The sequence below is a fragment of the Herbidospora yilanensis genome (assembly GCF_001570565.1).
Taxonomy (GTDB): domain Bacteria; phylum Actinomycetota; class Actinomycetes; order Streptosporangiales; family Streptosporangiaceae; genus Herbidospora; species Herbidospora yilanensis.
In genome coordinates, this window is sequence record NZ_BBXE01000029.1 from 64,964 (window position 1) to 90,181 (window position 25,218).

25 protein-coding genes are annotated in these 25,218 nt (G+C 73.9%); 17 read left to right on the top strand and 8 right to left on the bottom strand.

All coding sequences use genetic code 11. The features are described 5' to 3' along the window. Positions 1-39: 39 nt before the first annotated feature. A complete protein-coding gene (locus AW273_RS23360) occupies positions 40-927 on the top strand; it encodes an SDR family NAD(P)-dependent oxidoreductase (RefSeq protein WP_062351829.1) in 888 nt (295 codons plus the stop codon). Here AW273_RS23360 and AW273_RS23365 read toward each other — a convergent pair. The 6 genes from AW273_RS23365 to AW273_RS23390 are packed head-to-tail and all read right to left on the bottom strand — an operon-like array spanning position 924 to position 5,489. Next, entirely contained in the window at positions 924-1,706 is a 783-nt protein-coding gene (locus tag AW273_RS23365) for an amidohydrolase family protein (RefSeq protein ID WP_062351832.1), read from the bottom strand. The two genes, AW273_RS23360 and AW273_RS23365, sit on opposite strands and share 4 nt — an antisense overlap. Continuing rightward, on the bottom strand, positions 1,703-2,533 hold the full coding sequence (locus AW273_RS23370) for an amidohydrolase family protein (RefSeq protein WP_062351835.1): 831 nt from the start codon (positions 2,531-2,533) through the stop codon (positions 1,703-1,705). Before AW273_RS23370 ends, AW273_RS23365 begins: the two co-directional genes overlap by 4 nt. Continuing rightward, complete coding sequence (locus tag AW273_RS23375) at positions 2,515-2,961, bottom strand: lipocalin-like domain-containing protein (protein ID WP_062351838.1); 447 nt, start codon at positions 2,959-2,961, stop codon at positions 2,515-2,517. Before AW273_RS23375 ends, AW273_RS23370 begins: the two co-directional genes overlap by 19 nt. After that, positions 2,958-3,683 (bottom strand): HpcH/HpaI aldolase family protein, encoded by a 726-nt coding sequence (locus AW273_RS23380; protein ID WP_062351841.1) that lies wholly within the window; start codon positions 3,681-3,683, stop codon positions 2,958-2,960. Before AW273_RS23380 ends, AW273_RS23375 begins: the two co-directional genes overlap by 4 nt. After that, positions 3,680-4,585 carry a cupin domain-containing protein gene (locus AW273_RS23385; protein WP_062351844.1) on the bottom strand — a complete coding sequence of 302 codons (906 nt, stop codon included), beginning with the start codon at positions 4,583-4,585 and terminating at the stop codon, positions 3,680-3,682. Before AW273_RS23385 ends, AW273_RS23380 begins: the two co-directional genes overlap by 4 nt. A gap of 10 nt (positions 4,586-4,595) precedes the next feature. Next, positions 4,596-5,489, bottom strand: a complete 894-nt coding sequence (locus AW273_RS23390) for a DUF6282 family protein (RefSeq protein WP_062352119.1) — start codon at positions 5,487-5,489, stop codon at positions 4,596-4,598. A 99-nt stretch (positions 5,490-5,588) separates the two neighbouring features. Here AW273_RS23390 and AW273_RS23395 point away from each other — a divergent pair, with 99 nt between their 5' ends. The 5 genes from AW273_RS23395 to AW273_RS23415 are packed head-to-tail and all read left to right on the top strand — an operon-like array spanning position 5,589 to position 10,405. Continuing rightward, a complete protein-coding gene (locus AW273_RS23395) occupies positions 5,589-6,383 on the top strand; it encodes a CoA-transferase subunit beta (RefSeq protein ID WP_062351847.1) in 795 nt (264 codons plus the stop codon). Next, positions 6,380-7,195, top strand: a complete 816-nt coding sequence (locus AW273_RS23400) for an alpha/beta fold hydrolase (RefSeq protein WP_062351850.1) — start codon at positions 6,380-6,382, stop codon at positions 7,193-7,195. The genes AW273_RS23395 and AW273_RS23400 overlap by 4 nt, the downstream gene beginning before the upstream one ends. Further along, the gene (locus AW273_RS23405; protein WP_062351853.1) at positions 7,192-7,986 is read left to right on the top strand and encodes an alpha/beta fold hydrolase; all 795 of its coding nucleotides are present in this window, start codon (positions 7,192-7,194) and stop codon (positions 7,984-7,986) included. The genes AW273_RS23400 and AW273_RS23405 overlap by 4 nt, the downstream gene beginning before the upstream one ends. Positions 7,987-7,997: 11 nt before the next feature. Then, positions 7,998-9,527: a class I adenylate-forming enzyme family protein gene (locus AW273_RS23410; protein ID WP_062351856.1), complete on the top strand. Its 1,530-nt coding sequence runs from the start codon at positions 7,998-8,000 to the stop codon at positions 9,525-9,527. Continuing rightward, a complete protein-coding gene (locus AW273_RS23415) occupies positions 9,524-10,405 on the top strand; it encodes a CoA transferase subunit A (RefSeq protein ID WP_062351859.1) in 882 nt (293 codons plus the stop codon). The genes AW273_RS23410 and AW273_RS23415 overlap by 4 nt, the downstream gene beginning before the upstream one ends. Before the next feature lie 5 nt (positions 10,406-10,410). Here AW273_RS23415 and AW273_RS23420 read toward each other — a convergent pair whose 3' ends face one another. Next, the gene (locus AW273_RS23420) at positions 10,411-11,412 is read right to left on the bottom strand and encodes an aldo/keto reductase (protein ID WP_062351862.1); all 1,002 of its coding nucleotides are present in this window, start codon (positions 11,410-11,412) and stop codon (positions 10,411-10,413) included. A gap of 171 nt (positions 11,413-11,583) precedes the next feature. Between AW273_RS23420 and AW273_RS23425 the strand changes: the two genes are divergently transcribed. From AW273_RS23425 to AW273_RS23475, 11 genes are all read left to right on the top strand, one after another. Beyond that, positions 11,584-13,035 carry an aldehyde dehydrogenase family protein gene (locus AW273_RS23425; RefSeq protein ID WP_062351865.1) on the top strand — a complete coding sequence of 484 codons (1,452 nt, stop codon included), beginning with the start codon at positions 11,584-11,586 and terminating at the stop codon, positions 13,033-13,035. 14 nt (positions 13,036-13,049) lie between these two features. Continuing rightward, on the top strand, positions 13,050-14,135 hold the full coding sequence (locus AW273_RS23430; protein ID WP_062351868.1) for a zinc-binding dehydrogenase: 1,086 nt from the start codon (positions 13,050-13,052) through the stop codon (positions 14,133-14,135). A gap of 88 nt (positions 14,136-14,223) precedes the next feature. Further along, entirely contained in the window at positions 14,224-14,733 is a 510-nt protein-coding gene (locus tag AW273_RS23435; protein ID WP_062351869.1) for a VOC family protein, read from the top strand. After that, positions 14,727-15,863 (top strand): alpha/beta fold hydrolase domain-containing protein, encoded by a 1,137-nt coding sequence (locus AW273_RS23440; RefSeq protein WP_083949986.1) that lies wholly within the window; start codon positions 14,727-14,729, stop codon positions 15,861-15,863. The genes AW273_RS23435 and AW273_RS23440 overlap by 7 nt, the downstream gene beginning before the upstream one ends. Then, positions 15,851-17,071 carry an FAD-dependent oxidoreductase gene (locus AW273_RS23445; protein ID WP_062351870.1) on the top strand — a complete coding sequence of 407 codons (1,221 nt, stop codon included), beginning with the start codon at positions 15,851-15,853 and terminating at the stop codon, positions 17,069-17,071. The genes AW273_RS23440 and AW273_RS23445 overlap by 13 nt, the downstream gene beginning before the upstream one ends. Continuing rightward, positions 17,068-18,216 (top strand): acyl-CoA dehydrogenase family protein, encoded by a 1,149-nt coding sequence (locus AW273_RS23450; RefSeq protein WP_198168318.1) that lies wholly within the window; start codon positions 17,068-17,070, stop codon positions 18,214-18,216. The genes AW273_RS23445 and AW273_RS23450 overlap by 4 nt, the downstream gene beginning before the upstream one ends. A gap of 16 nt (positions 18,217-18,232) precedes the next feature. Continuing rightward, the gene (locus AW273_RS23455; protein ID WP_157556079.1) at positions 18,233-20,200 is read left to right on the top strand and encodes an AMP-binding protein; all 1,968 of its coding nucleotides are present in this window, start codon (positions 18,233-18,235) and stop codon (positions 20,198-20,200) included. Further along, positions 20,197-20,592, top strand: a complete 396-nt coding sequence (locus AW273_RS23460; protein WP_062351873.1) for a MaoC/PaaZ C-terminal domain-containing protein — start codon at positions 20,197-20,199, stop codon at positions 20,590-20,592. The genes AW273_RS23455 and AW273_RS23460 overlap by 4 nt, the downstream gene beginning before the upstream one ends. Continuing rightward, positions 20,589-21,473, top strand: a complete 885-nt coding sequence (locus AW273_RS23465; RefSeq protein WP_062351874.1) for an amidohydrolase family protein — start codon at positions 20,589-20,591, stop codon at positions 21,471-21,473. The genes AW273_RS23460 and AW273_RS23465 overlap by 4 nt, the downstream gene beginning before the upstream one ends. Next, positions 21,473-22,978, top strand: coding sequence for an FAD-dependent oxidoreductase (locus AW273_RS23470; RefSeq protein ID WP_062351877.1), 1,506 nt, complete (start codon positions 21,473-21,475; stop codon positions 22,976-22,978). The genes AW273_RS23465 and AW273_RS23470 overlap by 1 nt, the downstream gene beginning before the upstream one ends. Continuing rightward, on the top strand, positions 22,975-23,691 hold the full coding sequence (locus tag AW273_RS23475) for an IclR family transcriptional regulator (protein WP_063910073.1): 717 nt from the start codon (positions 22,975-22,977) through the stop codon (positions 23,689-23,691). The genes AW273_RS23470 and AW273_RS23475 overlap by 4 nt, the downstream gene beginning before the upstream one ends. An 88-nt stretch (positions 23,692-23,779) precedes the next feature. Here the strand turns inward: AW273_RS23475 and AW273_RS23480 are convergent, their stop codons facing one another. After that, the gene (locus AW273_RS23480; protein WP_062351883.1) at positions 23,780-25,207 is read right to left on the bottom strand and encodes an FAD-dependent monooxygenase; all 1,428 of its coding nucleotides are present in this window, start codon (positions 25,205-25,207) and stop codon (positions 23,780-23,782) included. Positions 25,208-25,218: the final 11 nt, after the last annotated feature.

Below are 25,218 nucleotides of genomic sequence, written 5' to 3' on the forward strand. Positions count from 1 at the left end.
GGCCCCGCCCCCGCCCCATTTCGTGTCGAAGGAGAGAACGTGCGACTCGACGACAAGGTCGCCGTCGTGACCGGCTCGGGCCGGGGCCTCGGCCGCGCCTACGCGGAGGCCCTGGCCGCCGCCGGCGCGAGCGTGGTCGTCAACGACATCGACGCCGACGCCGCGCACGAGGCGGTGGCCGCCATCGCCGCGGCGGGCGGCCGGGCGGTCGCCGAGGCCGGCGCCGTCGGAGACGCGGCGACCGCCGACGCCCTCGTCGGCCGGGCCGTGGCCGAGTTCGGCCGCCTGGACGTGATGTGCACCAACGCGGGCGCGCTCCGCGACCGCACCCTCGGCAAGGTGACCGACGAGGAGTTCGACCTGGTGGTCGACAGCCACGTCCGCGGCACCTTTACCTGCGGCCGCGCCGCCGCGCGCCGCTTCCGCGAACAGGGCGGCGGCGGCCGCCTCATCCTGGTCGGCTCCCCGGCGGGTCAGTACGGCGGCTTCGGCCAGACGGCCTACGCGGCCTCCAAGGCGGCCGTGATCGCGATGGTCCGCGTGTGGTCGGTCGAGCTGGCCAAGCAGGACGTGACGGTCAACGCGATCGTCCCGACGGCTCTCACCCGCATGGCCGCGACGATCCCCAGCCTGACGGAGGTGGTGGCCGCCGTCGAGGGCGGCGCCCCCGTCCCGGCCGAGCTGCGCCACCGGGGCATCGGCACGGTGCGGGACGTGGCGCCGCTCCTGGTCTTCCTGTCGTCGGACGAGGCGTCCGGCGTCACCGGCCAGTACTTCGGCTTCGGCGGCGACAGATTCTCGATCTGGGGCCACCCGAAGGAGACGTTCGTGACCCGGCGGGAGGGCGGCTGGACGGCCGACCAGTTGTCCGCCGACTTCGCGGAGTTCACCCCGCACTTCCAGAGCCACCTGCCCCCGGGCCGCTAGCCGAAGTAGAAGTCCAGCGACGCGCGGGTCATGCGGTCGCGGTCGGCCGGGTCCGGCACCAGCACGCCGAACGACCGCACCGCCTCGGCGTAGGAGACCGGCCGCCGCGCGCCCACGAAGGGCGCGTCGCTGCCCCAGAACAGCCGGTCGGGGCCGGCCGCCTCCAGCAGGGTGGCGGCGTATCCGGCGAGCCGCTCCTGCGACACCCGGAACCGGTAGCCCGCCGACAGCTTCACCCGGACGCGGCCGGTGGCCAGGGCGGGCAGCAGCGCGGAGCCGGCGTAGCCGGTCTCCGGGGACGGGTCGCCGAAGTGGTCGACGACCACGTCGACGCCCGACTCCAGCAGGCCCTCCAGCACGGGCGCGAGGCGGGACGACTCCACGTTCAGCTCCACGTGCCAGCCGCGCTCCGCCACCTCGCGCAACATCGAGCGGTAGGGGCGCAGCGACAGGTCCGCGCGGCGGCGCCACTGGAGACGCACGCCCACGACGCCGGGCCAGTCGTCCAGGGCGTCGCCCGGTTCCAGGTCGACGGTGCCGCGCAGCCTGTCGTGCGCGCGCAGCACCGCCAGGGTGTACGCGTTGCGGTCGCCCAGCAGGCTCATGGCCGAGACGACCGCGTGGCTCACGCCGTGGGCGTCCATCAGGGGGAGGAAGTCCTCGACCGGCAACTCGCCGTCGGGGCGCGTCCACGCGCCGGCCGACAGGGGGAGGTCGCGGCGGAACAGGTGGACGTGCGTGTCGACCAGAGTGCCGACCGGAGTGTCCGCCGGGGTCACGGGGCCAGGCCGTACAGGCGGGCGGCGGTGCCGGCGAGGACCTGGGCGGCGTCGGCGGCAGGGAGGCCGGACACCGAGGCGCGGCCGATGCGGACCATCTCGGGGTAGGCGACCGGGGTCTGCGTCACGTCCGAGCCCCACAACACGCGTTCCGCGCCGAACGCGCCGACCAGCCAGGTCACCGCGCCGGCCGGGTCGAGGCCCGGGTTGAGCGTCGTCGCCTTCACGTGGACCCGGGGATGGTCGGCCAGGGCGAGCAGCAGGTCGGCGCCGGGGTAGGGCCGGGGCCCGCCGGTCTCCACGCTCGCCACGTGGTCGAGCACGACCGGCACGTCCGGGAACACGCGCAGGACGGCGGGGAGGGCGCGCAGGCACTCGTCGCGGTTCCAGCGGTAGAGGTGCAGGCACATCGACAGGCCCAGGTCGGCCGCCGTCCGCCAGACCGCCGCGGCCTCGGGGCCGGCGAACCAGCCGGCGCCCGGGGGGCCGCCGTGCCTGCCGCCGCCGGGGGCGGTCAGGCGCATCGCCCGCGCGCCCAGGGACGCCCAGCGGCGGACCGTCGTGGCGGCGTCGGGGGCGAGCCCGTCGACGACGCACATCGCCGCCAGGCGGCCGGGGTGCCTCCTGGCCGCGTCCACGACATAGCGGTTGTCGAAGCCGAACACGTGGGCGCGCTGCACCGCGACCGCCGCCGACAGGCCGTGGGCGTCCAGCGCCGACAGCAGGCGTTCGGCGGTCATCGGGTCGGCGACCGGGACCAGGGAGGGATAGGCGGGGTCGTCGGTCGTCAGGTGCGCGTGGGCGTCGATCATGAGGCGGGTCTCCACGGGGGCAGGCGCTCCCAGACGAGGACGGGGGTGGGGGGTTCGTCCGGAGTGCGCTCGGCGCGCAGGGTCAGGCGGTCGCCGGTCAGCTCCGCGAGGCGGACCATCGTCGCGCCGATCCAGTTCGGGTAGACGGCCGCCTCGATGTGGTGGGCGACCCGGTCGCCGAGCCATTCGTAGCCGCCGCTGTAGGCGCCGTATCCGCGCACCGCCGCCAGGCGTTCGGGCCCGGTGGCCCAGCGCCAGTTGCCGGTGGTCAGCGGGGCACGGTCGCCCGGCATGTACTGGACGGCCATGTGGCCGTCGGGGGCGTACAGGAGCCGGCCGAGCGGGACGGGGCCGAGCGGGCGGTCGCCCGGCGCGCCGTCGGGGCCCGCCGCGCCGCCGCCTTCGAGGTAGTGGTCGAGCAGCCGCCACGTGCCGACGATCACGGGGCCTCCCCGCGCACGCCGCGCACCGTCGAACGGGCGGTGCGGGCCAGCATGGTCGCGTCGTTGCCCACGATCAGGAACTCGTGGCCCAGGCCGGCCGCCCTCCGGGCCGACGCCGCGTCGGCGCAGGCCGCGCCGCACGGTTTCCCGGCCCGCGCGGCGGCCTCCCGGCCCCTGTCCAGGAGGGGGAGCAGCGCGGGGTCGCCCATGCCGACGCCCAGCGCGAGCGACAGGTCGCCCGCGCCGAGGAAGACCGCGTCGACGCCGGGCACCGCGAGGATGTCGTCGGCCGCCTCGATCGCGGCGGGGCTCTCCAGTTGCGGCACGCACCACACGGGCGCGCCGACGTACTCCTCGCGGGAGAGCAGGCCCCACCGGCCCGCCCGGGAGGTGCCGCCCGCGCCACGGGCGCCGAGCGGCGGGAAGCGCATGGCCGAGACGACCCGGCGGGCCTGCTCGGCCGAGTCGACCCGGGGAACCAGCAGGCCGCGCGCTCCGGCGTCGAGCACCCGCTGGATCGTGGCGGCGTCGTGGCCGGGCACGCGGACCAGCGCGTCCATGCCGGAGGCGTGGGCCAGGGCGATCATCTGGGCGGTCAGGCCGAGGTCGAGCGGGGAGTGCTCCAGGTCGATCACCACGAAGTCGAAACCGGCGTACCCCATGATCTCGACGGACTCGGTGGTGGCCAGTTTGATCCAGGTGCCCAGGCGGGGGCCGCTCATGGCGCGGGGTACTCGTCGGCGTTCAGCACCCAGCCGGGCCGGGCCGAGAAGTCGGCGCGCGGCGGGCTGAACACGTCGATGAGCAGGTGGCGGCCGGGGCCCACGGCCTGGCTGGTGTGCACGGTCGGCGGCGGGATGATCGCGACCGACGGGCTGGACACGCGCGGGTGCTCGTCGGGACGCCACTGGCTCAGCCGGGAGGTCCACGGGGTGCGCACGTGGTGGACGTAGTCGCCGGCGACGGTCAGCGAGCACTGCTCGAAGTCGTCGTGGTGGTGCGGGGACATGCGGTCGGGGTCGCGCGGGCCGTCGGCGGGGTCGCCGAAGTTCACCATGAACGCGCTGGTGCGGAAGATGCGCCCGAACCGGCCGGGCGCCCGCGGATGGTCGGCGGTCAGGTAGACGCGCAGCCGGTGCCCGGCGGGCGGGTCGGGCCACAACCCCAGCGGAGCCACCCGGGGGTGCGGTTCTGCGTAGGAACCCGCGTTGGCGCAGCGGGCCAGCACGTCCTCGGTCCGGGTGTCGAACAGGCGGAACAGGGTGACCGGGCCGCGCGCGGTGAGCGTGCTGTCGCCCGGCGGGACCACGACGACGCCGCTGCCGGCGACCGTGGCGGCCGAGTCGCCCGCGACGACCTCGACGGTGCCGGCCGGGTCGGGCAGGATCACGACGTACTCCTCACCCTGGCCGGTGCGCGTGAGGGTGTCGCCGTCGGCGAGGTCGCTGTAGACGATGGCGAGGTTCTGGCCGCGCACGTACCACGTCCGGCCGCCGCGCGCGGTGGTCTCCTGGGGCGGCAGGCCGGCGAACTCGAAGGTGGCCAGGGCCGCGATGGGGGCGTTGGGGTCGCCCGCGTAGGGCGTGGCGTCGAGGGCGGCGCGTGGGTCGGTGGCGCTGTACATGCGGGTCCTTTCAGTCGTCCAGGCCGAGCAGGTAGGACGGGTTCGCGCGGACGATCGTGCGCAGGTCCTTCTCCGGCAGGCCGAGGTCGAGCAGGGCCCCGCCGACCCGGATGAAGGAGTCGACCGGCATCGGCCGCCCGGCCTGCCCGAGGTCGGAGGCGAGCACGGTGTGCTCCGGCCCGACCTGCTCGATCCAGGCGAGGAGCTGCTCCGGGGTGCCCTTCCGCTGGGCGACCTCGGGGTCGTACATGCTGGTCTCGTGCTCGATGTACGCGCCGAGCGCGGTGAACTCGCGGCACTGCGCGGGGTCGGAGCCGATGACGAAGTTGGGGTGGCTCACGACCAGCCGCCGCACGCCCCGGTCCTTGGCGGCGGCGAACACCTCCAGGATGTCGCCCGGCGGGAGGTGCCCGGCCGACACGAGCGCGCCGGCCTCGGCGACGAGGTCGAGCACCTTCCCGACCGCGGGCAGCAGCGCGCCGTCGGGGCCGCGCACGTCGACCCGCTCGACCGACAGCGGGATGGTCGGCGTGGGGAAGCCGCCGCCGGAGTTGTGGTGGTCGATGTGGGCACTGGAGGAGATGGTGGGGAACCACACGCACTTCCCGCCCATGCGCAGCGACAACTCCACCGCGAACGGGTTGACGCCGCCGACCTGGTTGTTGAGCGCGATGCCTCCGTAGACCTTCGTGGGCAGCGGGGCCAGCCGGTCGCGCATGGCCAGCAGGTCCATGACCGTGTTGTGGTGGTGGGACTTGGCCAGCAGGGCGCGCATGCCGAGACGCGCGCCGTCCTCGGCCGCGGCGACGTGGTCGAAGCGGCGGGGGAGCGGGTTCGGTCCGGAGTGGCAGTGCAGGTCGACGAGCCCGTGGAGGGCGCGCTCGATCGCGGTGGGACGGGTCATGTCGATCCTCTTGACAGCGGCGCCGACTCTGTAACACATTGCGGACTTGATGTACGATAAATGCGAAACACCATCATGGCAAGCTTCCCAGGGGGTCACGTGGCCGACGCGAGTTACAGCTGGGCCGAGATGATGGCGGTCTCCATCGCCCACGAGATGGCCGACGGCGACTTCGGCTCGGTCGGCGCCGCCTCCCACATCCCCGCGGCCGGCCTGCGCCTGGCCCAGCTCACCCACGCGCCGAACCTGTCCTTCTTCTGCGGCGGCAGCGGCGCGACCAACCCGAGGATCCGCCGCCTCACCGAGTCGTCGGCCGACTACCGCAACCTCGTGACCAGCGAATACCAGTTCAGCCTCGACGACGTCGTCGACTTCGAGACCGCGATCCGCTTCGACTTCGCCTTCCTCGGCGGCATGCAGATCGACAAGCACGGCAACCTCAACATGGTCGCCATCGGGCCGTGGGAGAAGCCGAAGGTGCGCGGCCCCGGCACGATCGGCCTGATCTTCCTCGGCGGCTTCAAGACCAGCTACATCTACACCGAGCACCACAGCCCCCGGATCTTCGTCGACAAGGTCGACTTCGTCAGCGGCGCGGGCTGGCTCGACGGCGGCGACTCCAGGAGCAAGGTGTTCCGCCCCGAGTCCGACGGCCCGCGCCGGGTCTTCACCCCGCTCGGCGTCTTCGACTTCGAGCCGGAGAGCCGCCGCATGCGCCTGATCAAGGTGCATCCGTGGAGCAGCGTCGAGAGCATCCAGGCCGCCACCGGCTTCGAACTGCTCGTCGCCGACGACGTCGCGACCGTCGACCCGCCCTCCGAGGAGGAGCTGCGGCTGCTGCGCACCGAGGTCGACACCGACGGCGTGCTGCGCCGTTACCCCGCGACCGCATGAACGGCCGCCGCCTGCTGGCCGACGGCCTCACCACCCACTATCTGGAGGCGGGCGACGGCCCGCCGCTGGTGCTGCTCCACGGCGGCGAGTACGGCGCCGCCGCCGAGCTGACCTGGGAACACTGCATCCCGTTGCTGGCGGGCCACTACCGCGTGCTGGCCCTCGACCTCGTCGGCTTCGGCCACAGCGACAAGGTCCGCGACTTCGGCGGCCAGCGGCGGCTGATGCTGCGCCAGGTCGCCGGGGTGCTGCGCACGTTACGCGTCGAGCCGGCGTTCTTCGTCGGCACCTCGCTCAGCGCTCGCCTGCTCCTGGACGTCGCCGCCACCGCCGCCCCGGTCTGGCCGATCCGCGCCATGGTGGCCGCCGGGATCGGGCTGGCCCCGCCGGAGGCCGCCGGCCGCAAGGTGCTGGAGCGGTTCGACGGCACGCTCGACGGCCTGCGCCCCTCGATGGACGTGCTCTTCCACGACCCGGGGCGCCGCGCGGACGACGACTACCTGCGCCGCCGCCACGCCTACGCCACGCTCCCCGGCGCGTGGGAGACCGCGCAGGCCGGGCACCTCCGCGCCCCCCATCGCCGCCCGTCCGGGCGCCCGCCCGCCCGCGACTACGGCGGCATCCGGGTGCCCACGTGCCTGATCCGGGGCGAGCACGATTCGTTGGTGCCCGAGGCGACCTGGCACGACCTCGCCGCCCAGATCCCCGGCGCGACCACGGTGACGATCGCCGAGGCGGGCCACTACCCGCAGATCGAGCGAGCCGCCGAGTTCGCCGAAGCGGTGTCGCGATTCCTAACGGAGGTCTCATGACCACCCTCGCGGGATCGCCCGCGCCCGCCGGCGTCCACCTCGAAACCGGGGGCGGTGACGGCCCGGTCGTGGTGTTCCTCCACGGCTCGGCCGCCTCCGGCGCGGTCTGGAGCGACGTCGTCCGGGAACTCGCCGCCCGCCGCCCCGGCATCGCGTGGGCCGTGCCCGACCTGCCCGGCCACGGCCGCTCCCGCTGGCAGCGCGACTACTCTCCCGACGGCTACGCCGACGCCGTGGCCGCCGCGCTGGCGCCCTGGCTGGCCGGCCGCCCGGCCCATCTCGTCGGCCACTCCCTCGGCGGCATGGTCGCCCTGGCCCTGGCCGACGGCACCCGGGCCGTCAAGGCGGCCTCGGCGCTGGTCATCGCCATGAAGGTGAGCTGGACCGAGACCGAGCTGACCCGCCGCGCCGCCGCCGCGACCCGCCCGACCCGCGTCTTCCCGACCGTCGAGGAGGCGCGGGCCCTGTTCGGCCGGATCTCGGGGCTGAGCGCCCCGGACGCCCTCGACACCGGCCTGGCCCTCACCGAGGGCGGCCACCGCCTGTCCGGCGACCCCCGCATCACCGCCACGCCCCCCGCCGCCCCCGAGACCCTGGCCGCCATGGCCGCACGGGCCGCCTGCCCCGTCCGGCTGGCGTGCGGCGACGACGACCCCGGCATCCGGCCCGCCGACATGGGCGAGGTGCTCGGCCTCCCCGTCGACGTGCTGGCCGGGGCCCGCCACAACGTGCCCATCGAGCAGCCGGGCCTGGTCGCCGACCTGGTGCTCCGGACGCTCCCGCAAGGCTGAGAGACGGAACCATGCGAATCGAGACCCTGCTGCGGCAGAACGCGGTCCGGCGCGGCGAGCGGCTCGCCGTCATCACCGACGAACGCACCCTCACCTGGGCCGAGCTCGACCACGAGAGCGACCGCCTGGCCAACGCGCTGACCGCCCTCGGCCTGCGGGCCCAGGAACGGGTGGCGCTCGTGCTCGGCAACGGCCACCCGATCGTGACCGCCTTCTACGGGCTCTGGAAGGTGAACCTGGTCGCGGTCGGCGTCAACCCCAAGATGACCGCCCCCGAGATCACCCGCATCCTGGCCCACTCGGGCGCGGCGGCCGTCATCACCGACACCCCGGCGGGTGCGGAGGCCGCGAGGGCCGTGCCCGGCGTGCGCGTGGTCGTCACCGCCGAGAGCCTCGGCGACCTCATCGCGAGCGCCGACCCCACCCCGCCCCCGGCGACGGGCGACGGCGGCGACCTGCGCTCGCTGCGCTACACCAGCGGCACCACCGGCGCGCCCAAGGGCTGCATGGCCACCCACGACCAGCAGCTCGCGCACACCGCCAACTACCTCGCCGAGATCGCCGTCCCGCGCGGCGGCCCCACCTGGCTCTCGGTGCCGCTCACGCTCGGCGTCGGCGCGTCGTTCGTGACCACCACCGCCTACCTCGGCGTGCCCCTGCTCCTGCGGCGGCGGTTCGACCCGGCCGCGTTCGTGCGGGACGTCGCCGACCACGGGGTCGAACACGCCTTCCTGGTGCCGACCATGCTCGTCGACCTCGCCCGCGCGCTGCCCGCCCTCGGGCCCGCGCCGTCGCTCAAGATGATCGGCTACGGCGGGGCGTCGGTCTCCTGGAGCCTCGTCCGGTCGGTGGCCGAGGGGCTGGGCGTCGACCTCTACCACGCCTTCGGCGCGACCGAGGCGGGCGGCTTCACCGCGCTGCTGACGCCCGACGACCACCGCAGGTTCCTGGCCGAAGGGGCTGCCTCGATCGTCCCGGTCGGCCGTCCGGCCGCCTTCGCGGAGGTGCGCATCTTCGACGGGGACGACCGCGAGGTGCCCGTACGCGAGACGGGGGAGATGCGCATCAAGGCGCCCAGCGTGTTCTCCGGCTACTGGAGCCAGCCCGAGGTGACCCGGCAGGTGCTCGAAGACGGGTGGCTGCGGCTCGGCGACATGGCCTGGCGCGACGAGCGCGGCTACATCTACCTGGCCGACCGGGCCCAGGGCGTGATCAGGTCGGGCGCGCAGAACGTGTACGCCGGGGAGGTCGAGGCCGTCCTCCAGGCGTGCCCGGGAGTGGCCAGGGCGGCGGTCGTCGGCGTGCCGCACGAGCGGTTCGGCGAGTCGGTCAAGGCGCTCGTGCAGCGGGTGCCCGGCGCCGGTCTGACCGAGGACGAGGTGCTGGCCCACTGCGCCGAGCGGCTGGCCGGCTACAAACGCCCCCGCGAGGTCGAGTTCGTCGCCGACCTGCCCGTGGACGAGGGCGGCAAGATCAGGAGAGCCGAGCTGAAGCGCCTGACCGGCGTGCCGCTGGGCGAGACGGCGAAGGAGCCCCGATGAGCACGAGCAAGGTGACCACGCCGGAGGAGGCGGTCGCCGGCATCCCCGACGGCGCGGTCGTCGCGCTGGGCGGCGTGCACTCCCACAACAGCCCGATGGCCCTGGTCAACGCGCTGATCAGGCGCGGCGTCCGCGACCTGGAACTCATCCCGACGCCGAGCGCGGGCGCGCCGGTCGACATGCTGATCGCGGCCGGGTGCGTGCGCCGCCTGCACGTCTCCTACGTCGGCCTGGAGTTCCTCGGCCTGGCCCCGAACTTCCGGCGGGCCGCCGAGAACCAGAGCATCGAGATCGTGGAGGGCGACGAGGCCTACATCGTGTACGGCTTCCGGGCCGGCGCGAGCCGGTTGCCCTTCCTGCCCCTGCCGCCCCTCTACGAGGGCACCGACCTGCCCAAGGTGAACCCGCGCATCAAGACCGTGGTCGACCCGTACACGGGACGCACGGTCACCACCGTCCCGGCCCTGCGCGCCGACTACGGCCTGTTCCACGCGCAGGTCACCGACCGCAGGGGCAACACGCAGATCTTCGGCCAGCGCCGCTTCGAGGACGTCATGGCCAAGGCCTGCGACCACGTGATCATCAGCTCCGACGAGATCCTCGACGAGTACGCCCCCGCCCCCGACCCCCGGATCGTCTCCATCCCCGGGGCGATCGTCGAGACCGTCGCGCACGCGCCCTACGGCGCCTACCCGCTGTCGTCGCCGGGCCACTACGGCTACGACCGCGACCGCCTGGTGGAGTATCGCGACCTGGCGGCGCAGGACCGCACGAAGGAGTACCTGGAGACCCACGTGCACTCGGTGGCCGACCACCGGGAGCACCTGGAGAAGGTGGGCGTGACCCGCCTCCTGGGTCTCCAGCAGACCTTCCGCTAGTCAGCTCACCACGCGTAGGCCTCCGGCGCGGGGCCCGGCCCGGGGAAGATCTCGTCGAGCCGGGCCAGCGTCGTCTCGTCGAGCTTCACGTCGAAGGCCCGCACGGCGGCCTCCAGTTGCCCGGCCGTGCGGGGCCCGATGATGGGCGCGGTCACCCCGGGACGGGTCAGCAACCAGGCCACGGCCACGTTCGCCGGGTCTTCGCCGAGGTCGGCGCACAGGTTCTCGTACGCCTCCACCTGCGCGCGGTGGTGTTCCAGCTTCACCATGCGGCGGCCGCGGTGCGGGGCCATGCCCGCGCCGGGCAGCGCCCTGCCGAGGGTGTTCTCGCGTTCCTTGCGGAGCACGCCGCCGAGCAGCCCGGCGTCCAGCGGCGACCACGGCATCATGCCGACGCCGTAGTGGCGGCAGGCCGGCAGCACCTCCAGTTCCGCCGTGCGCTCCAGCAGGTTGTAGACGGTCTGCTCGCTCACCAGGCCCAGGTGGCCGCGCCGGGCCGCGATCTCCTGGCCGCCCGCGATATGCCAGCCGGGGTGGTTCGACGAGCCGACGTACACGATCTTGCCCTGGGCCTTGAGGAGCTCCATCGCCTCCCAGATCTCCTCCCAGCGCACCGACCGGTCGATGTGGTGCGGCTGGTAGAGGTCGATGTGGTCGACGCCGAGGCGGCGCAGCGAGTCCTCGCAGGCGCGGCGGATGTGGATGGCCGACAGGCCGGAGTTGTTGGGCCCCTCGGCCATGCGCCCGTAGAGCTTGGTGGCCAGCACGACACGCTCGCGCCGCCCGCCGCCCTGGGCCAGCCAGCGGCCGATGATCTGCTCGGTGAGGCCCTCGCCGAAGCTCCAGCCGTACACGTTGGACGTGTCGATCAGGTTGACGCCCAGCTCAAGGGCCCTGTCCATGATCGCGAACGCGTCCTCCCCGGTGGTCTGGGTGCCGAAGTTGTCGGTGCCGAGGACCAGGCGGCTGATGACCAGACCGCTGCGGCCGAGGTTCGCATACTCCACGGGAGCTCCTCAGAGATTTCATTTATCGGACGATAAGTCCTATAAGTAAGATCCGATGGTAGCGTTGCGCCACAGCCGAGGGCAAAAGCGCACGTCGCGGTCCTTTCGTAGCCGAAATGACGGTGGCGATCTCTGTGCCCGGGCCCAGAATCCGCCCGACGGGAGCAGTCGTTGAGCACAAACGTTCCGTCCGCCCACACCTTCGTCTCCGGCGAGCTCCGGCACGGCGGTGGCCGGGAGTTCGTCACCGTCCACCCTCCCGACGGCACGCCGCTGGCCACCGTCCAGGAGACCGGGCCCGGCCTGGTCGACGCGGCCGTGCGCGCGGCCGCCGCCGCCCAGCCCGCCTGGGCCGCCACCTCCCCGCACGAACGCGCCCGGATCCTGCGCGCCGCCGCCGACCTGCTCGAATCCCGGCGCGACCGGTTCGCGGAACTCGTCGCCCTCGACAACGGCAAGGTCCTGGCCGAGGCCCACGGCGAGGTCACGGTGGCCGCCGCCCACTTACGCGCGGCGGCCGGCTGGGCCGCCACCCTCGAAGGCGGCACGCTCCCGTACGACGGCGGCTCGATCCGTATGGTCTTCCGCGAACCGGTCGGCGTCGTCGCCGCGATCATCCCGTTCAACACCACGCTCGTCTTCGCCGCGCAGAAGGCCGGGCCCGCGCTGACCGCGGGCAACGCGGTGCTGGTCAAGGCCCCGGAGCTGAGCCCGCTGGCCGCCCCCGTCTTCGCCGCGCTGCTCAGCGAGGCGGGCTTGCCGCCGGACCTGCTCCAAGTGCTCCAGGGCGGCGGCGACGTCGGCCGCCGCCTGGCCGGGCACGCGGCGGTGACCATGGTGTCCTTCACCGGCAGCACCGAGGTCGGCCGCCAGGTCATGCGCTCGGCGGCCGGCGGCGTGAAACGGGTGCTGCTCGAACTCGGCGGCAAGTCCGCCAACATCGTCTACGCCGACGCCGACCTCGACGCCGCCCTGCACGCCACCGTCGGCGGCGTGTTCCGCAACGCCGGGCAGCGCTGCTTCTCCGGCTCCCGGCTGCTCGTCGAGGAGCCGGTCGCCGAGGAGTTCACCACCCGCGTCGCGGACCTGGCCCGGTCGATCCGGGTCGGCCCGCCGTTCGACCCCGCCAGCCGCCTCGGCTCGCTCATCTCGGCGGCGGAGGCGGCCCGGGTGCACGGCATGGTCGAGGACGCCGTCGCCCAGGGCGCGAGGGTGCTGGCCGGAGGCACGCCCCCGGACGGCGCGTTCTACGCCCCGACCGTGCTGGAGATCCCCGGCCGCCCGCCGGAGATCGTCTACCAGGAGGTCTTCGGGCCGGTGCTGACCGTGCAGCGGTTCTCCGGCGCCGACGAGGCGGTCGCGCTCGCCAACGACTCGCCGTTCGGGCTGGTCGGCGGCTGCTGGACCCGCGACATCGAGCGCGCGCTGACCACCGCCCGGCGGGTGCGCTCCGGCTACTTCTGGATCAACTCCTACGGCGCGCTCGCCCTGGACGCGCCCATCGGCGGCGTCGGCCTGTCCGGCGTCGGCCGCGAGCTGGGCCGCATCGGCCACGAGGCCTACACCGAGACCAAGACCGTGATCATCGACACCGCCCCGGCCGCCGCGCCGCGCTGGTACTGACCCGAGGAGAGCCCATGGCCGCCCACTACCGAGGGGCCGTGGCGCGCGCCGCGCACGGCCCGCTGGCGATCGAGGACATACCGGTACACGAACCGGTCGGCGACGAGGTGCGGATCGAGGTGGCGGCCTGCGGCCTGTGCCACAGCGACGTGCACTTCATGCACGGCACCTCCGGCGCCGACTTCCCCTACCTCGTCGGGCACGAGGTGGCCGGGCGGGTGTCCCGGCTCGGCCCGGCCGCCTCCGGGCTGCGGGTCGGCGACGCGGTGGTGGTCGCGCCGATGGTGGCGTGCGGGGGCTGCCGCCAGTGCGCGGCCGGACGGCCCCGCGCCTGCCCCGACCGGCTGCTCCGGCGGCCGGGGGTGCCGCTCGGCGACGGCGTGCCCGCCACGCCGGTGCTGGGCGTGGGCGGTCTGGCGGAACTGGTCACCGTGCCGGCCCGGCACGTCGTGCCGATCGACCCCCGGGTGCCCTCGCGCATCGCGGCGCTGCTCGGTTGCGCGGTGCCGAGCGGCTTCGGCGCGGCCGTCAACACCGCCGAGGCCGGCCCGGCCGACGACGTGGTGGTGCTCGGCTGCGGCGGCGTGGGCGTCGCGGCGGTCGCCGGGGCGGCCTACGCCGGGGCGCGCACGGTGATCGCGGTGGACGTGAAGGAGGCCAAGCTCGACGCGGCCCGCCGCTTCGGCGCGACCCACGTCGTGGACGCCTCGAAGGAGGACGTCGCCGAACGCGTGCGCGAGGTGACCGGCGGCAGGGGCGCCGACGTCGTGCTCGACGCCGTCGGCGGGCCCGCGTCGTTCGCGGTCGCCGACGCGGTGCGCGGCCCCGGCTCCCGCCTGGTCGTGGTCGGCGCACCCCGGCAGGGCGACACCGTCGGCCTGCCGCTCCGGCGGCTCTTCCTGACCGGCGGCTCGATCAGGGTGTCGATCTGGGGCGACTGCGACGCGCCCCGCGACCTGCCGCTGCTCGCCTCGCTCTACCTCGGCGGGCGGCTGCCGCTGGAGGAGTACGTCACCGGCACCTACCCGCTCGACGACGCCGCCCTCGGCTACGCGCGGCTGCTCTCGGGTGAGGCGCTGCGTGGCGTCGTCGTGCTCTGAGCGGTTGACAGATCGCTCGGCGCCACCACAGAATCAAAACAAATTTCGGACTGGTTGTCCGATAATTGATAAATACCGAGGAGTGAGGATGGCCACCGCCCCGCTGCGCGCACCGCGCTCGCTCAACCACATCGCCTACCCGACCTGGGACTCGCAGGCCACGCACGACTTCTACACCGAGGTCCTCAAGTGCGAGCTCATCGCCGCGATCCAGCTCGACGTGGTGCCCTCCAGCGGCGCGAAGACGCCGTACCTGCACACGTTCTTCGGCCTGGGCGACGGCGGCGCGATCGCCTTCTTCGAGGTGGACGGGCTGGAGAACCCGGGCCCCGACGCGGTGCCCTCGTGGATCCGGCACATCGCGCTGAACGTCGACTCCATGGAGGAACTGCACGCCTGGAAGGCCCACTTCGCGGCCAAGGGCGTCGAGACGGTCGGCATCGTCGACCACGACGGCGTCTGGGAGTCGCTCTACCTCTTCGACCCCAACGGCGTCCGGATTGAACTGACCCTCCAAACCCGCCCGCTCACCGCCGACGACGCCCGCGAGGGCGCCGCGGCGCTGGCCGAGTGGACCGCGCGGAGCCGTCCGTGCTGACCCGTGAGCTGCTCGCCGTGCCGATGACGCCCGGCGGGCGGCTCGACATCAACTCGGGGGTCGCCCGCCTCAGCGGCACGATCTGGGCCACCCTCTGGCGCGACGACCGCCGCCCCCACGGCGGCGCCGTCGTGCTGATCGTGCACCCGGCCTCCAACTTCCTGGGCCACTACGCGCTGGAGGCGCTGGCCTCCCGGGGCGTCGCGGCGGCGGGCCTGGCCACCCGCTACGTCGGCAACGACTCGGCGCTGATCATGGAGAACTGCGTCCTGGACGTCGGCGCGGCCGTCCGCCACCTGCGCGGGCTCGGCTACGACCGGGTCGTCCTGGTCGGCAACTCCGGCGGCGGCGGGCTGGCCGCGCTCTACCAGTCGCAGGCCGAGACGCCGACCATCACCCACACCCCGGCCGGCGACCCGGCCGACCTCGCCGGGGCCGGGCTGATCCCGGCCGACCGCGTCGTGATGGCGATGGCCCACCCGGGCCGCGCGATCGTCTACACCGAGGGGCTCGACGCCGCGATCACCGACGAGCACGAGCCCTTCGACCGCGACGCCGCGCTCGACCTGTTCGAGCCCGCCAACGGGCCGGCGTACAGCGCCGGGTTCGTCGCCCGCTACCGGCGGGCGCAGCTCGACCGCAACCGGCGCATCACCGACTGGGCGCTGCACCGGCTCGCGACGCTGCCCGAGCACGCCCGCGACGGGAAGGGCCCCGACGACCTGCCGTTCGTCGTCCACGGCACCGCCGCCGACCCGCGTTTCCTCGACCTCTCGCTCGACCCCTCCGACCGCACGGCCGGCACCCTGTGGGGCGACGCCTGGACGGCCAACTTCCGCCCCGCCTCGCTCGGCCACCTCACGAGCCTGCGCTCCTGGCTCAGCCAGTGGAGCGCCGACCACGCCCGCGCGGACGCCTACCGCGAGCTGGCCCAGGTCAAGGCCCCCGTCATGGTCGTCTACGGCTCCGCCGACCGCGCCGCCTTCCCGAGCCACGCCCGGGGCATGTACGACGCGGTCGGCCACGACCGCCGCGAGCTGGTCGAGATCAAGGGCGCCGACCACTACTTCCAGGGCCGTCCCGACCTGGCCGCCGTCATGTGCGACCACCTCGCCGAATGGGCCGGGTGATGGCCGTGCTCGACGTCGCCGTGGTGGGCGCGGGACCGGTCGGCCTCACCGCCGCCCTGGCGCTGGCCGAACGGGGCATCTCGGTCACGGTCTTCGAGGAGACCCCGGTGCTCAGCACCGAGTGGCGGGCCTCGACCTTCCACCCGCCGACCCTGGAGATCGCCTGCGACCTGGGCATCGCCGAGGCGATGTTGTCGGAGGGCATCATCGCCCGGACGTACCAGATCAGGGACCGCAGGGACGGCCTCATCGCCGAGTTCGACTTCGGGCTGCTGGCCGACGAGACCGCCTACCCGTTCCGGCTCCAGCTGGAGCAGTACAAGTACACCCAGATCCTCAGCGACGCGCTGGCCCGCCGCCATCCGCGGGTGGACGTGCGGATGGGCGAGGGCGTCACCCACGTCAGCCAGGACGGCGGCACGGCCGTGCTGACCACGGCGTCGGGGGAGCGGGTGGAGGCCGGGTGGGTGCTGGCCGCCGACGGCGCGCGCAGCACGCTCCGCAAGGCCCTCGGCACCCCCTTCGAGGGGCTCACCTACGACCACCGCTACCTGGTCCTGAGCATCGACTACCCGCTGGAGACCCTGCTCCCGGGCATCTGCGACGTCAACTACATCGCCGACCCCCGCGAGCACCTGCTGATCCTGCGGGTGCCCGACGTGTGGCGGGTCGTCGTCGCGGTGCCGCCGGAACTGCCGGCCGAGGAGGCGCTCACCGACGCCCACGTCGCGGAACGGCTGCGCGGCCTGTTCGGCGACCACCCCGACCTGCCGCTGCTGGAGCGCAAGATCTACTCCGTGCACCAGCGGGTCGCCGAGGGCTTCCGCCAGGACCGGGTGCTGCTGCTCGGCGACGCCGCCCACGTCAACAGCCCGATGGGCGGCATGGGCCTCAACGGCGGCATCCACGACGCCTTCGACCTGTCGGTCCAGCTCGGCAGGGTGCTCGGCGAGGGCGCCGGCGCCGAACTGCTCGACCACTGGGCGCACCGCCGCCGCAAGGCCGCCGTCGAGGCCGTCCAGGAGATCACCCACCGGACGACCACCGAGATGGCCGAGCAGGACGAGGCCGAACGCCGCGGCTTCCGCCGCCGCATGGCGCAGATCGCCGCCGACCCCGCGCTGGCCAAGGCGTGGATGCTCGACGCCGCGATGATCTCCAACGTGCGGGCCCACGGCCTGCCGCCGCGCCCCTCCGGGGGACGCTGATGGACTTCGCCCTCACCGACGAGCAGCGCGACCTCCGCGACGTCGCCCGCGCCTTCGTCACCAAGGAACTGCTGCCCCTGGAGGACGGCTTCCTCCGCGGCGGCGCGGACCGGCTGCCGAGGGAGCGGGAACACGAGCTGCGGGCCAAGGCCAGGAGCTTCGGCTTCTGGGGCCTGAGCACCCCGGAGCCGTACGGCGGAATGGACCTGCCCGCCCTCACCCAGGCGCTGATCCACATCGAGCTGGCCCGCACCTGCGTGCCCTTCCGCTTCGGCGGCCAGGCCGACAACATCCTCTACGCCGCGACCGCCGCGCAACAGGAGGAGTACCTGAAGCCGACGATCGCGGGGGAGCGGCTCGGCTGCTTCGCCCTCACCGAACCCGACGCCGGGTCGGACGTCGCCGCGATCCGCACCACCGCCCGCCCCGACGGGACCGACTGGGTCGTCCGGGGCCAGAAGACCTTCATCAGCAACGGCGACGACGCCGACTACGCCATCGTCATCGCCGCGACCGATCCCGGCGCGACCGCCTTCCTGGTCGACCGCGCCGCCGGGTGGACCTCCTCTCCGATCCCCACCATGGGGAGCTGGCACCGGCCCGCGACCCTGTTCTTCGACGACGTCAGGGTGCCCGGCGACAAGGTGCTCGGCGAGGTCGGCGCGGGCTTCGACCTGGCCGGGCGATGGGTCGGCAAGGGCCGCCACGTCATCTCCGCCCACTGCGTCGGCATCGCCGAACGCTGCCTGTCCATGGCCGTCGGCTACGCCGGGCTGCGGCGCGCGTTCGGTCGTCCGATCGGCGACAACCAGGCGATCCAGTGGATGATCGCCGACTCGGAGACCGAACTGGAGGCCGGCCGCTGGCTCGCCCTCCGGGCCGCCTGGGACGTGGACCGGGGGGCCGACGCCCGGCACTCCGCCGCGATGGCCAAGCTCTACTGCACCGGCATGGTCGGGCGGGTCGTCGACCGCGCCCTCCAGATCCACGGCGGCATGGGCTACACCCGGGAACTCCCGCTGGAGAGCTGGTACCGGGCCGTCCGGGCGATGCGGATCTACGAGGGCACCGACGAGATCCAGCGGCTCATCCTGTCGCGCGACCTGCTGCGCGGCCACACCCGGATCGGAGGCCACCTTGCCTGAGATGCCCGTGTCTGAAATGCCCGTGCCTGCAATGACCGTCGCGGCGGCCCTGCGCGCCGCCGCGCTCGCCGCGGGGGACCGTCCCGCCGTCGTCCAGGGCGGGCACGTCCGCCGCTACCCCGAGCTGGTGTCCCGGGCCCGCCGCGTCGCGGGCACGCTCGCCGCGCGGGGGGTGGGGGCCGGTTCGACCGTGGCGATCGCGCTCTACAACTCGGCCGCGTACGTCGAGACCGTGCTGGCCGCCTTCGAGCTCGGGGCGCAGCCGGTCAACGTCAACTACCGCTACCAGGAACACGAGCTGCGGCACGTCCTCGGCCACACCTCGGCCGCCGCGTTCGTGTACGACGCCGGGCTGGCCGACCGGGCCGCCGCCGCCACGGCCGGCCTGCCGATCGCGCTGCTGGAGGTGGGCGGGGCCGACACCTACGAGAAGGCCGCCCAGACCGGCCCGTTCGCCGAGCCCGCCGCGGACTCCCCGCACGGCATCATCCTGCTGACCGGCGGCACCACCGGCACCCCGAAGGGCGTGGTGTGGGACCGCGACGGGCTGCTCGGCATCATCGCCTCGGTCTTCCGCGCGCACGGCCACGACACCCCGCGCACCCCCGAGGAGGTGGCCGCGCGGGTGCGCGACCTGCGGGCGAAGGGCGTGACGCCGGTCGTGCTGCCGATGTCGCCGCTGATGCACGGCACCGGTTTCTTCCACGCCCTGCGCACCCTCATGGCCGGCGGCACCCTCTGCTTCTGCGCCTCCCGGTCCCTGGACGCCGACGAGGTCTGGCGCACCGTCCAGGAACACCGGGTCAGCGAGATGGTCATCGTCGGCGACGCCTTCGGCCGCCCCCTGGTCCAGGCGCTCGCGACCGCCGAGGAGGCGGGCCGGCCCTACGACATCACGAGCCTGCGCCGGATGACCAGCTCCGGCGTGGTGTGGAGCGCCGAGGTCAAACGCGCGTTGTTACGGCGCGGCGGCGACCTGACGCTCGTGGACAACATCTCCGCCTCCGAGGGCGGCCCCTTCGGCGTCGCCGAGGCGCGGTCGGAGGCCGACGTCGCCGACGCCCGGTTCGTGCTCGCGTCCGTCGCCCGCGTGCTCGACGAGAACGACCGCGACGTCGAGCCCGGCAGCGGCCGGGTCGGCGTGCTGGCCAGCGCCGGCCCCCTGCCGGTCGGCTACCTGGGCGACCCCGAGCGCACCGCCCGCACCTGGCGGGTCGTCGACGGCGTGCGCTACGCCGTGCCCGGCGACCTGGCCTCGCTCGACGCCGACGGCCGTCTCATCCTGCTCGGCCGGGGCGACGGCGTGGTGAACACCGGCGGGGAGAAGGTGTTCCCCGAGGAGGTCGAGCAGGCCCTGGTCAGCCACCCGCTGGTCGACGACGCGGTCGTGGTCGGCGTGCCCGACCCGCGCTGGGGCCAGGTCGTGGCCGCCGTCGTCGCGCCCGCCGACCGGCTCGACGGCGTGTCCGACGAGGAACTGGCCGCGCACGTCCGCGACCGGCTCGCCGGGTACAAGGTGCCGCGCCGCATCGTGCGGGCCGCCGGGGTGCCGCGCACCCCCGCCGGGAAGGCGAACCGGGCGCAGGCGCGGCGGATCGTGACCGGCACGCCGTTCCCGATCGAGCAGGGCCACGTGACGATGTTCAACCGCGCCCTCGGCGAGGAGAGCACGGCCGTGCCGCCCACGTTCCTCATCGCCTACGCCCAGCACGACCCCGACTGGCCGCTGCGGCCCGCCCCCGGCAGACCGTGGCCGCCCGGCGGAGGCGGGGGAGGCGGGCTGCACGCGGAGCAGGAGTTCGAGTACCTGCGCCCGCTGCGCCCCGGCGAGACCCTGACCGCCCGCAGACGCGACGGCCGCACCTGGCAGAAGACCGGAGGCAGGGGCGTGCTGCGCTTCACCGAACGCCACATCGACTTCCACGACGAGAACGGCGACCTGGTCGCCCGCTCCACCACGGTCACCGTGCGGGTGGAGAAGTGATCGGCCGCGAGGTGACCGCGGTCGTCACCGAGAACCTGCACCGCACCCAGATCGTCATGTACGCCGGAGCGGGCGGCGACTACAACCCCCTGCACACCGACGAACGCCACGCCACCGAGGTCGCCGGGCACCCGACCGTGATGGCCCACGGCATGCTCACGATGGGTCTGGCGGGCCGCGTGCTGACCGACTGGTTCGGGCACGGCAACGTCACCCGCTACCGGGCGCGCTTCAAGGCGCCGGTGTGGCCGGGCGACACCCTCACCGCCACCGCCCGCGTCACCGACGCCGACGGCGACCGCGCCGAGGTGGCGCTGTCGGTCGTGAACGCCGAAGGCGTGGAGGTGCTCGCCGGCACCGCGACCGTGCGGCTCGCGGGGGAGGGGGCGTGAGCGTCGATCCGGCCGCCGTCGAGGCCATCGACGTGCACACCCACGTGCAGGCCTCCGTCCACGACACCGGCGGCGACGACGGCGGCGGGTTCGCCGCGATGGCCGGCTACTTCAAGGCGGGGCCGGTCACCCGCTACACCGTGCCGATGCTCGCCGGCCACTACCGCGAGCGGCGCATGGCCGCCGTCGTCTTCACCGTCGACACCGCCCACCTCAGCGGCCGGGAGCAGCGCCCGTCGAACGAGGAGATCGCCGAGCAGGCCGCCCTCCACTCCGACGTGCTCATCCCGTTCGCCAGCGTCGACCCCCACCGGGGCGCGGCCGGAGTGAAGGCGGCGCGGCGGCTCATCGAGCACCACGGCGTGCGCGGCTTCAAGTTCCACCCCACGACCCAGGGCTTCTTCCCGGACGACCGGATGGCCTACCCCCTCTACGAGGTCATCGCCGAACACGGCCTGACCGCCCTGTTCCACACCGGCCAGACCGGCGCGGGCGCGGGCACCCCGGGCGGCGGCGGCCTGCGCCTGAAGTACTCCAACCCCCTCCACGTGGACGACGTCGCCGCCGACTTCCCCGACCTCAAGATCATCTTGGCGCACCCGTCGTTCCCCTGGCAGGACGAGGCCCTCGCGATCGCCACGCACAAGCCCAACGTGCACATCGACCTGTCGGGCTGGTCGCCCAAGTACTTCCCGTCGCAGCTCGTCCACTACGCGAACACGCTGCTCAAGGACAAGGTGCTGTTCGGCTCCGACTTCCCGATGATCACCCCCGAGCGCTGGCTGGCCGACTTCGCGAAGCTGGAGATCCGGGACGAGGTCCGCCCGAAGATCCTCAAGGACAACGCCGCCCGCCTGTTCGGGCTCACCGGGAGGCCCTGATGTTCCACACCGGCCCCTTCGACCGCACCGCCGACGTCGTCGTCCTGGGCTACGGCGACGCGGGCATCGTCGCCGCCGTCACCGCCCACGACCTGGGCGCCGAGGTGCTCGTCCTGGAGAAGCAGGGCCGCTACGACCACCGCCCCAACAGCCGCTACGCGGCCGGCTTCTTCCTGGTGCCCACCGACGTCGACCGCGCCGTCGCCTACGCCGAGGCCCTCTACGCCGTCAACGGCGAGACCGTCGACCCCGCCCTGATCCGCGCCTGGGCCGAGGAGACCGCCGCCAACCCGGCCTGGCTCGACGAGCACGGCTGCGCCCACGCCGACACCGGCATCCTCGGCGAGCACCACATCCTGCCCGGCCACGACGCGATCACCGTGCACAAGGCGCTGCCCGGCCCGCGCCCCGCCGGATACACCGGCTGCCCCATGCACGGGTTCCTCCGCCACCTGGCCGAGCGGCGGGACATCGAGGTGCGCTGGGGCGTGCGCGCCCGCTGGCTGCTCACCGACGCCTCCGGCGCGGTCACCGGAGTGCTGGCCGAGCACGAGGGCCGGGTCGAGCGCATCGGCGCGCGGCGCGGCGTGGTCCTCGCCTCGGGCGGGTTCGAGGCCGCGCCCGACCTGACGACGCAGTACCTCCCCGTCACCCCCGTGCACTTCTACGGCACCCGGCACAACACCGGCGACGGTGTGCGCATGGCCGTGGAGGCGGGCGCGGAGTTGTGGCACATGAACGTCTGGCCCGGTCATTTCGTCGCCCGCTTCCCCGACAGCGGATACGACGGGGGCACGGCGATCGACCTGTGGGGGTCGGGCAGGTTCGGGCCCGCGCCGGACCGCCGCCCCCCAGGCTCGATCTTCGTCGACGGCTCGGCCCGCCGTTTCCAGGCCGAACCCGGCCCGCAGCACGCCGCCCACCTGGGCCTGCTCGCCATGGACGCCGCGGGGCTCAGCCGCCCGAGGGTGCCCACCTGGTGGATCTTCGACCAGGCCCGCTTCGACGCGGCCACCCTCGTCCCGACGTACTCGGGCCCGGCCGGGCCGGTCGGCGACCTGGAGTGGAGCCCCGGCAACGAGGAGGAACTGCGCCGGGGCTGGATCCTCATGGGCGACGGCCCGGCCGAGATCGCCGAGCAGTGCGGCCTCGACCCCGACGCGCTGGAGGCCACGATCGCCCGCTACAACGCCCACTGCGCGGCGGGCGCCGACGCCGACTTCGGCCGCGACCCGGCCACCCTCACGCCGCTCGCCGGCCCCCGCTACTACGCCCTTCCGCTGTGGCCCGGCGGCTCCCACACACTGGGCGGTCCGAGGCGCGACGAGCACGCCCGGGTGACTTCGGTGCGTGGTGGTCCGGTGCGGAATCTGTACTCTGCCGGTGAGCTAGGATCGCTGCACGGTTTGCTCTATCCGGCCGGTGGGGGCAGCATCGCCGAATGCCTCGCGTTCGGCCGCATAGCGGGGCGCAACGCCGCCGCCAACATGATCACCGGAGGATGACTCGATTGGGCGCGGGTGACAACGCCGCCGAGAACGCGGCGCCGGTCAGCGGATCGCAGACCCTCGACAGGGGCCTGAAACTGCTCGAACTGCTCGCCTCGGAAGACCGCGACATGACGGTCGCCGAGCTGGCGTCCGCACTGGGCATGCACCGCCAGGCGGTCTACCGGCTGCTCACCACGCTGCGCAGCCATCGGCTGGCGGCCGAGGGCAGCTCCGGCCGCTACCGTCTCGGCCTGGGCGTCATCCAGCTCGCCCGGCAGGCCAACCCCCACCTGCGCCGCGCCGTCCTGCCCCACCTGCGCACCCTCGCCGAGGAGCTGGGCGTCACCGCCCAGTGTGTGGTCGCCGAGGGCGACGACGCGGTGGTGCTGGCCGTGGTCGAGCCGTCCGACGCGGTCTTCCACCTGTCCCAGCGCAGCGGCGCCCGCCACGCCCTGTCCCAGGGGGCGAGCGGCATCGCGATCATGAGCTCCCGCGACCCGCAACCACGCGATTCCGAGACGGTGGCGGAGGCCCGCAAGCGGGGCTACGCCGTCTCGCGCGGCACCCTCACGCCGGGGGCGGTGGGCATCGCGGTCCCGCTCTACGCGTCGGAGGGCCACGCGATGGACGCCAGCCTGGGGATCGTGTCGATGATCGACCTCGACGTCGAACGCGCGGCCGGCCGCCTGCTCGCCACCGCCAACGAGATCACGGCCACCGAACTGTAGCCGGGTCGTTGGGCAGACCGATTCACCGACGACCAACCCTTCGACGAAGGGGGGCGCGCCCCGGGGGCTCCGCGGCGCGCCCCCTGACTCACCTGCCGAACCAGCGGGCGAGGTGCGCGTCCAGATCCCGCTGGTCGTCGCCGATCCAGGCGACGTGGCCGTCTGGGCGGAGCAGGACGGACGGGACGTCCAGGCCCGCCGTGGGGTCGGCCAGGTGGTCGACCCGGTCTGACCAGCCGCCGGTGGTCAGGCGTTCGGTGCGGTCGATGAGCAGGCCCCGGCCGTGGCGCAGCAAGCTGTAGAGGTTGCCGTGTTTCACGTCGATGTCGGGGATTCGGCGGCCGAGCAGGTCGGGGCCCTCGCCGAAGTCGTAGCGGATGTCGATGGCGGTGATCTTCTCGATGAGGCGCCGGTTGACCGCGTCGATGTCCATGAGTTCGGTGAGCAGCCTGCGTACGGCCTGGGGGCCGGGTTCGGCGGCTGAGAGTTCCATCTGGGCGCGGGTGTTGTCCAGGACGGCGGCGGCGACGGGGTGGCGTTCGGCGTGGTAGGTGTCGAGGAGGGTGTCGGGGGCCCAGCCGCGGATGTGGGCGGCCAGTTTCCAGCCGAGGTTGACGGCGTCCTGGACGCCGAGGTTGAGGCCTTGCCCGCCGATGGGCGGGTGGACGTGGGCGGCGTCGCCGGCGAGGAGGACGCGGCCGACGCGGTAGTGGTCGGCCAGGCGGGTGGCGTCGCCGAAGCGGGAGAGCCAGCGGGGGGAGTGGACGCCGAAGTCGGTTCCGGTGAGGGCATGGAGTTGTCGCCGGAAGTCGTCGAGGGTGGGGGGTTCGGTGCGGTCGGTGACGGTGGCGGCGGGGACGACGACGGTGTAGAGGCCGGGGCCGGCGGGGCGGAGCCAGAGTCGTTGGTGGTGGTCGCGGAGCCGGGCCAGGGTGGCGGTGATCTCTTCGGGGGGCGTGTCGGCTTCCATTTCGCCCATGAGGGTGTCGTTGCGTGCGGGTTCGCCGGGGAAGGCGACGCCGAGGAGTTTGCGTACGGTGCTGTGTGCGCCGTCGCAGCCGACGAGGTGGCGGGCGCGGAGGGGTTCTCCGTGGGCGAGTTCGACGGTGACGCCGTGGTCGTCCTGGTGGAGGCCGGTGACGGTGTGGCCGGGCCGGATGTGGGCGCCGTTTTCGGTGGCGTGGTCGGCGAGGAGCCGGTTGATGACGGGTTGGGGGATGCCGACCATGTAGGCGTAGGGGGTGTCGAGGCCGGTGGGCGCGGGTTTGGGGATGGCGGCGTAGAAGCCGGCGGCGGGGCGTCGTCTGCCGTTGTGGAGGACGCGGTCGAGGAGTCCGCGCATGGCCATGAGTTCGAGGCTGCGGATGTGGAGTCCGACGATGCGGGAGGCGGGCGCCGGTTCGGTGTCCTTGTCGAGGACGATGACGCTGATGTCGTGGAGGCGGAGTTCGGCGGCGAGCATGGCGCCGGTGGGCCCGCATCCGGCGATGACGACGTCGGCGTGTGGGGTGTGCATCGCTGTGGCCT

Excerpts from the sequence above, each read along its gene's own strand:
- AW273_RS23415 (WP_062351859.1), top strand. The coding sequence starts at position 9,524 with ATGAGCACGAGCAAGGTGACCACGCCGGAGGAGGCGGTCGCCGGCATC.
- AW273_RS23385 (WP_062351844.1), bottom strand. The coding sequence starts at position 4,585 with ATGTACAGCGCCACCGACCCACGCGCCGCCCTCGACGCCACGCCCTAC.
- AW273_RS23445 (WP_062351870.1), top strand. The coding sequence starts at position 15,851 with ATGGGCCGGGTGATGGCCGTGCTCGACGTCGCCGTGGTGGGCGCGGGA.
- AW273_RS23455 (WP_157556079.1), top strand. The coding sequence starts at position 18,233 with ATGCCCGTGCCTGCAATGACCGTCGCGGCGGCCCTGCGCGCCGCCGCG.
- AW273_RS23470 (WP_062351877.1), top strand. The coding sequence starts at position 21,473 with ATGTTCCACACCGGCCCCTTCGACCGCACCGCCGACGTCGTCGTCCTG.
- AW273_RS23480 (WP_062351883.1), bottom strand. The coding sequence starts at position 25,207 with ATGCACACCCCACACGCCGACGTCGTCATCGCCGGATGCGGGCCCACC.
- AW273_RS23435 (WP_062351869.1), top strand. The coding sequence starts at position 14,224 with ATGGCCACCGCCCCGCTGCGCGCACCGCGCTCGCTCAACCACATCGCC.
- AW273_RS23475 (WP_063910073.1), top strand. The coding sequence starts at position 22,975 with ATGACTCGATTGGGCGCGGGTGACAACGCCGCCGAGAACGCGGCGCCG.
- AW273_RS23400 (WP_062351850.1), top strand. The coding sequence starts at position 6,380 with ATGAACGGCCGCCGCCTGCTGGCCGACGGCCTCACCACCCACTATCTG.
- AW273_RS23380 (WP_062351841.1), bottom strand. The coding sequence starts at position 3,683 with ATGAGCGGCCCCCGCCTGGGCACCTGGATCAAACTGGCCACCACCGAG.
- AW273_RS23405 (WP_062351853.1), top strand. The coding sequence starts at position 7,192 with ATGACCACCCTCGCGGGATCGCCCGCGCCCGCCGGCGTCCACCTCGAA.
- AW273_RS23430 (WP_062351868.1), top strand. The coding sequence starts at position 13,050 with ATGGCCGCCCACTACCGAGGGGCCGTGGCGCGCGCCGCGCACGGCCCG.
- AW273_RS23410 (WP_062351856.1), top strand. The coding sequence starts at position 7,998 with ATGCGAATCGAGACCCTGCTGCGGCAGAACGCGGTCCGGCGCGGCGAG.
- AW273_RS23390 (WP_062352119.1), bottom strand. The coding sequence starts at position 5,489 with ATGACCCGTCCCACCGCGATCGAGCGCGCCCTCCACGGGCTCGTCGAC.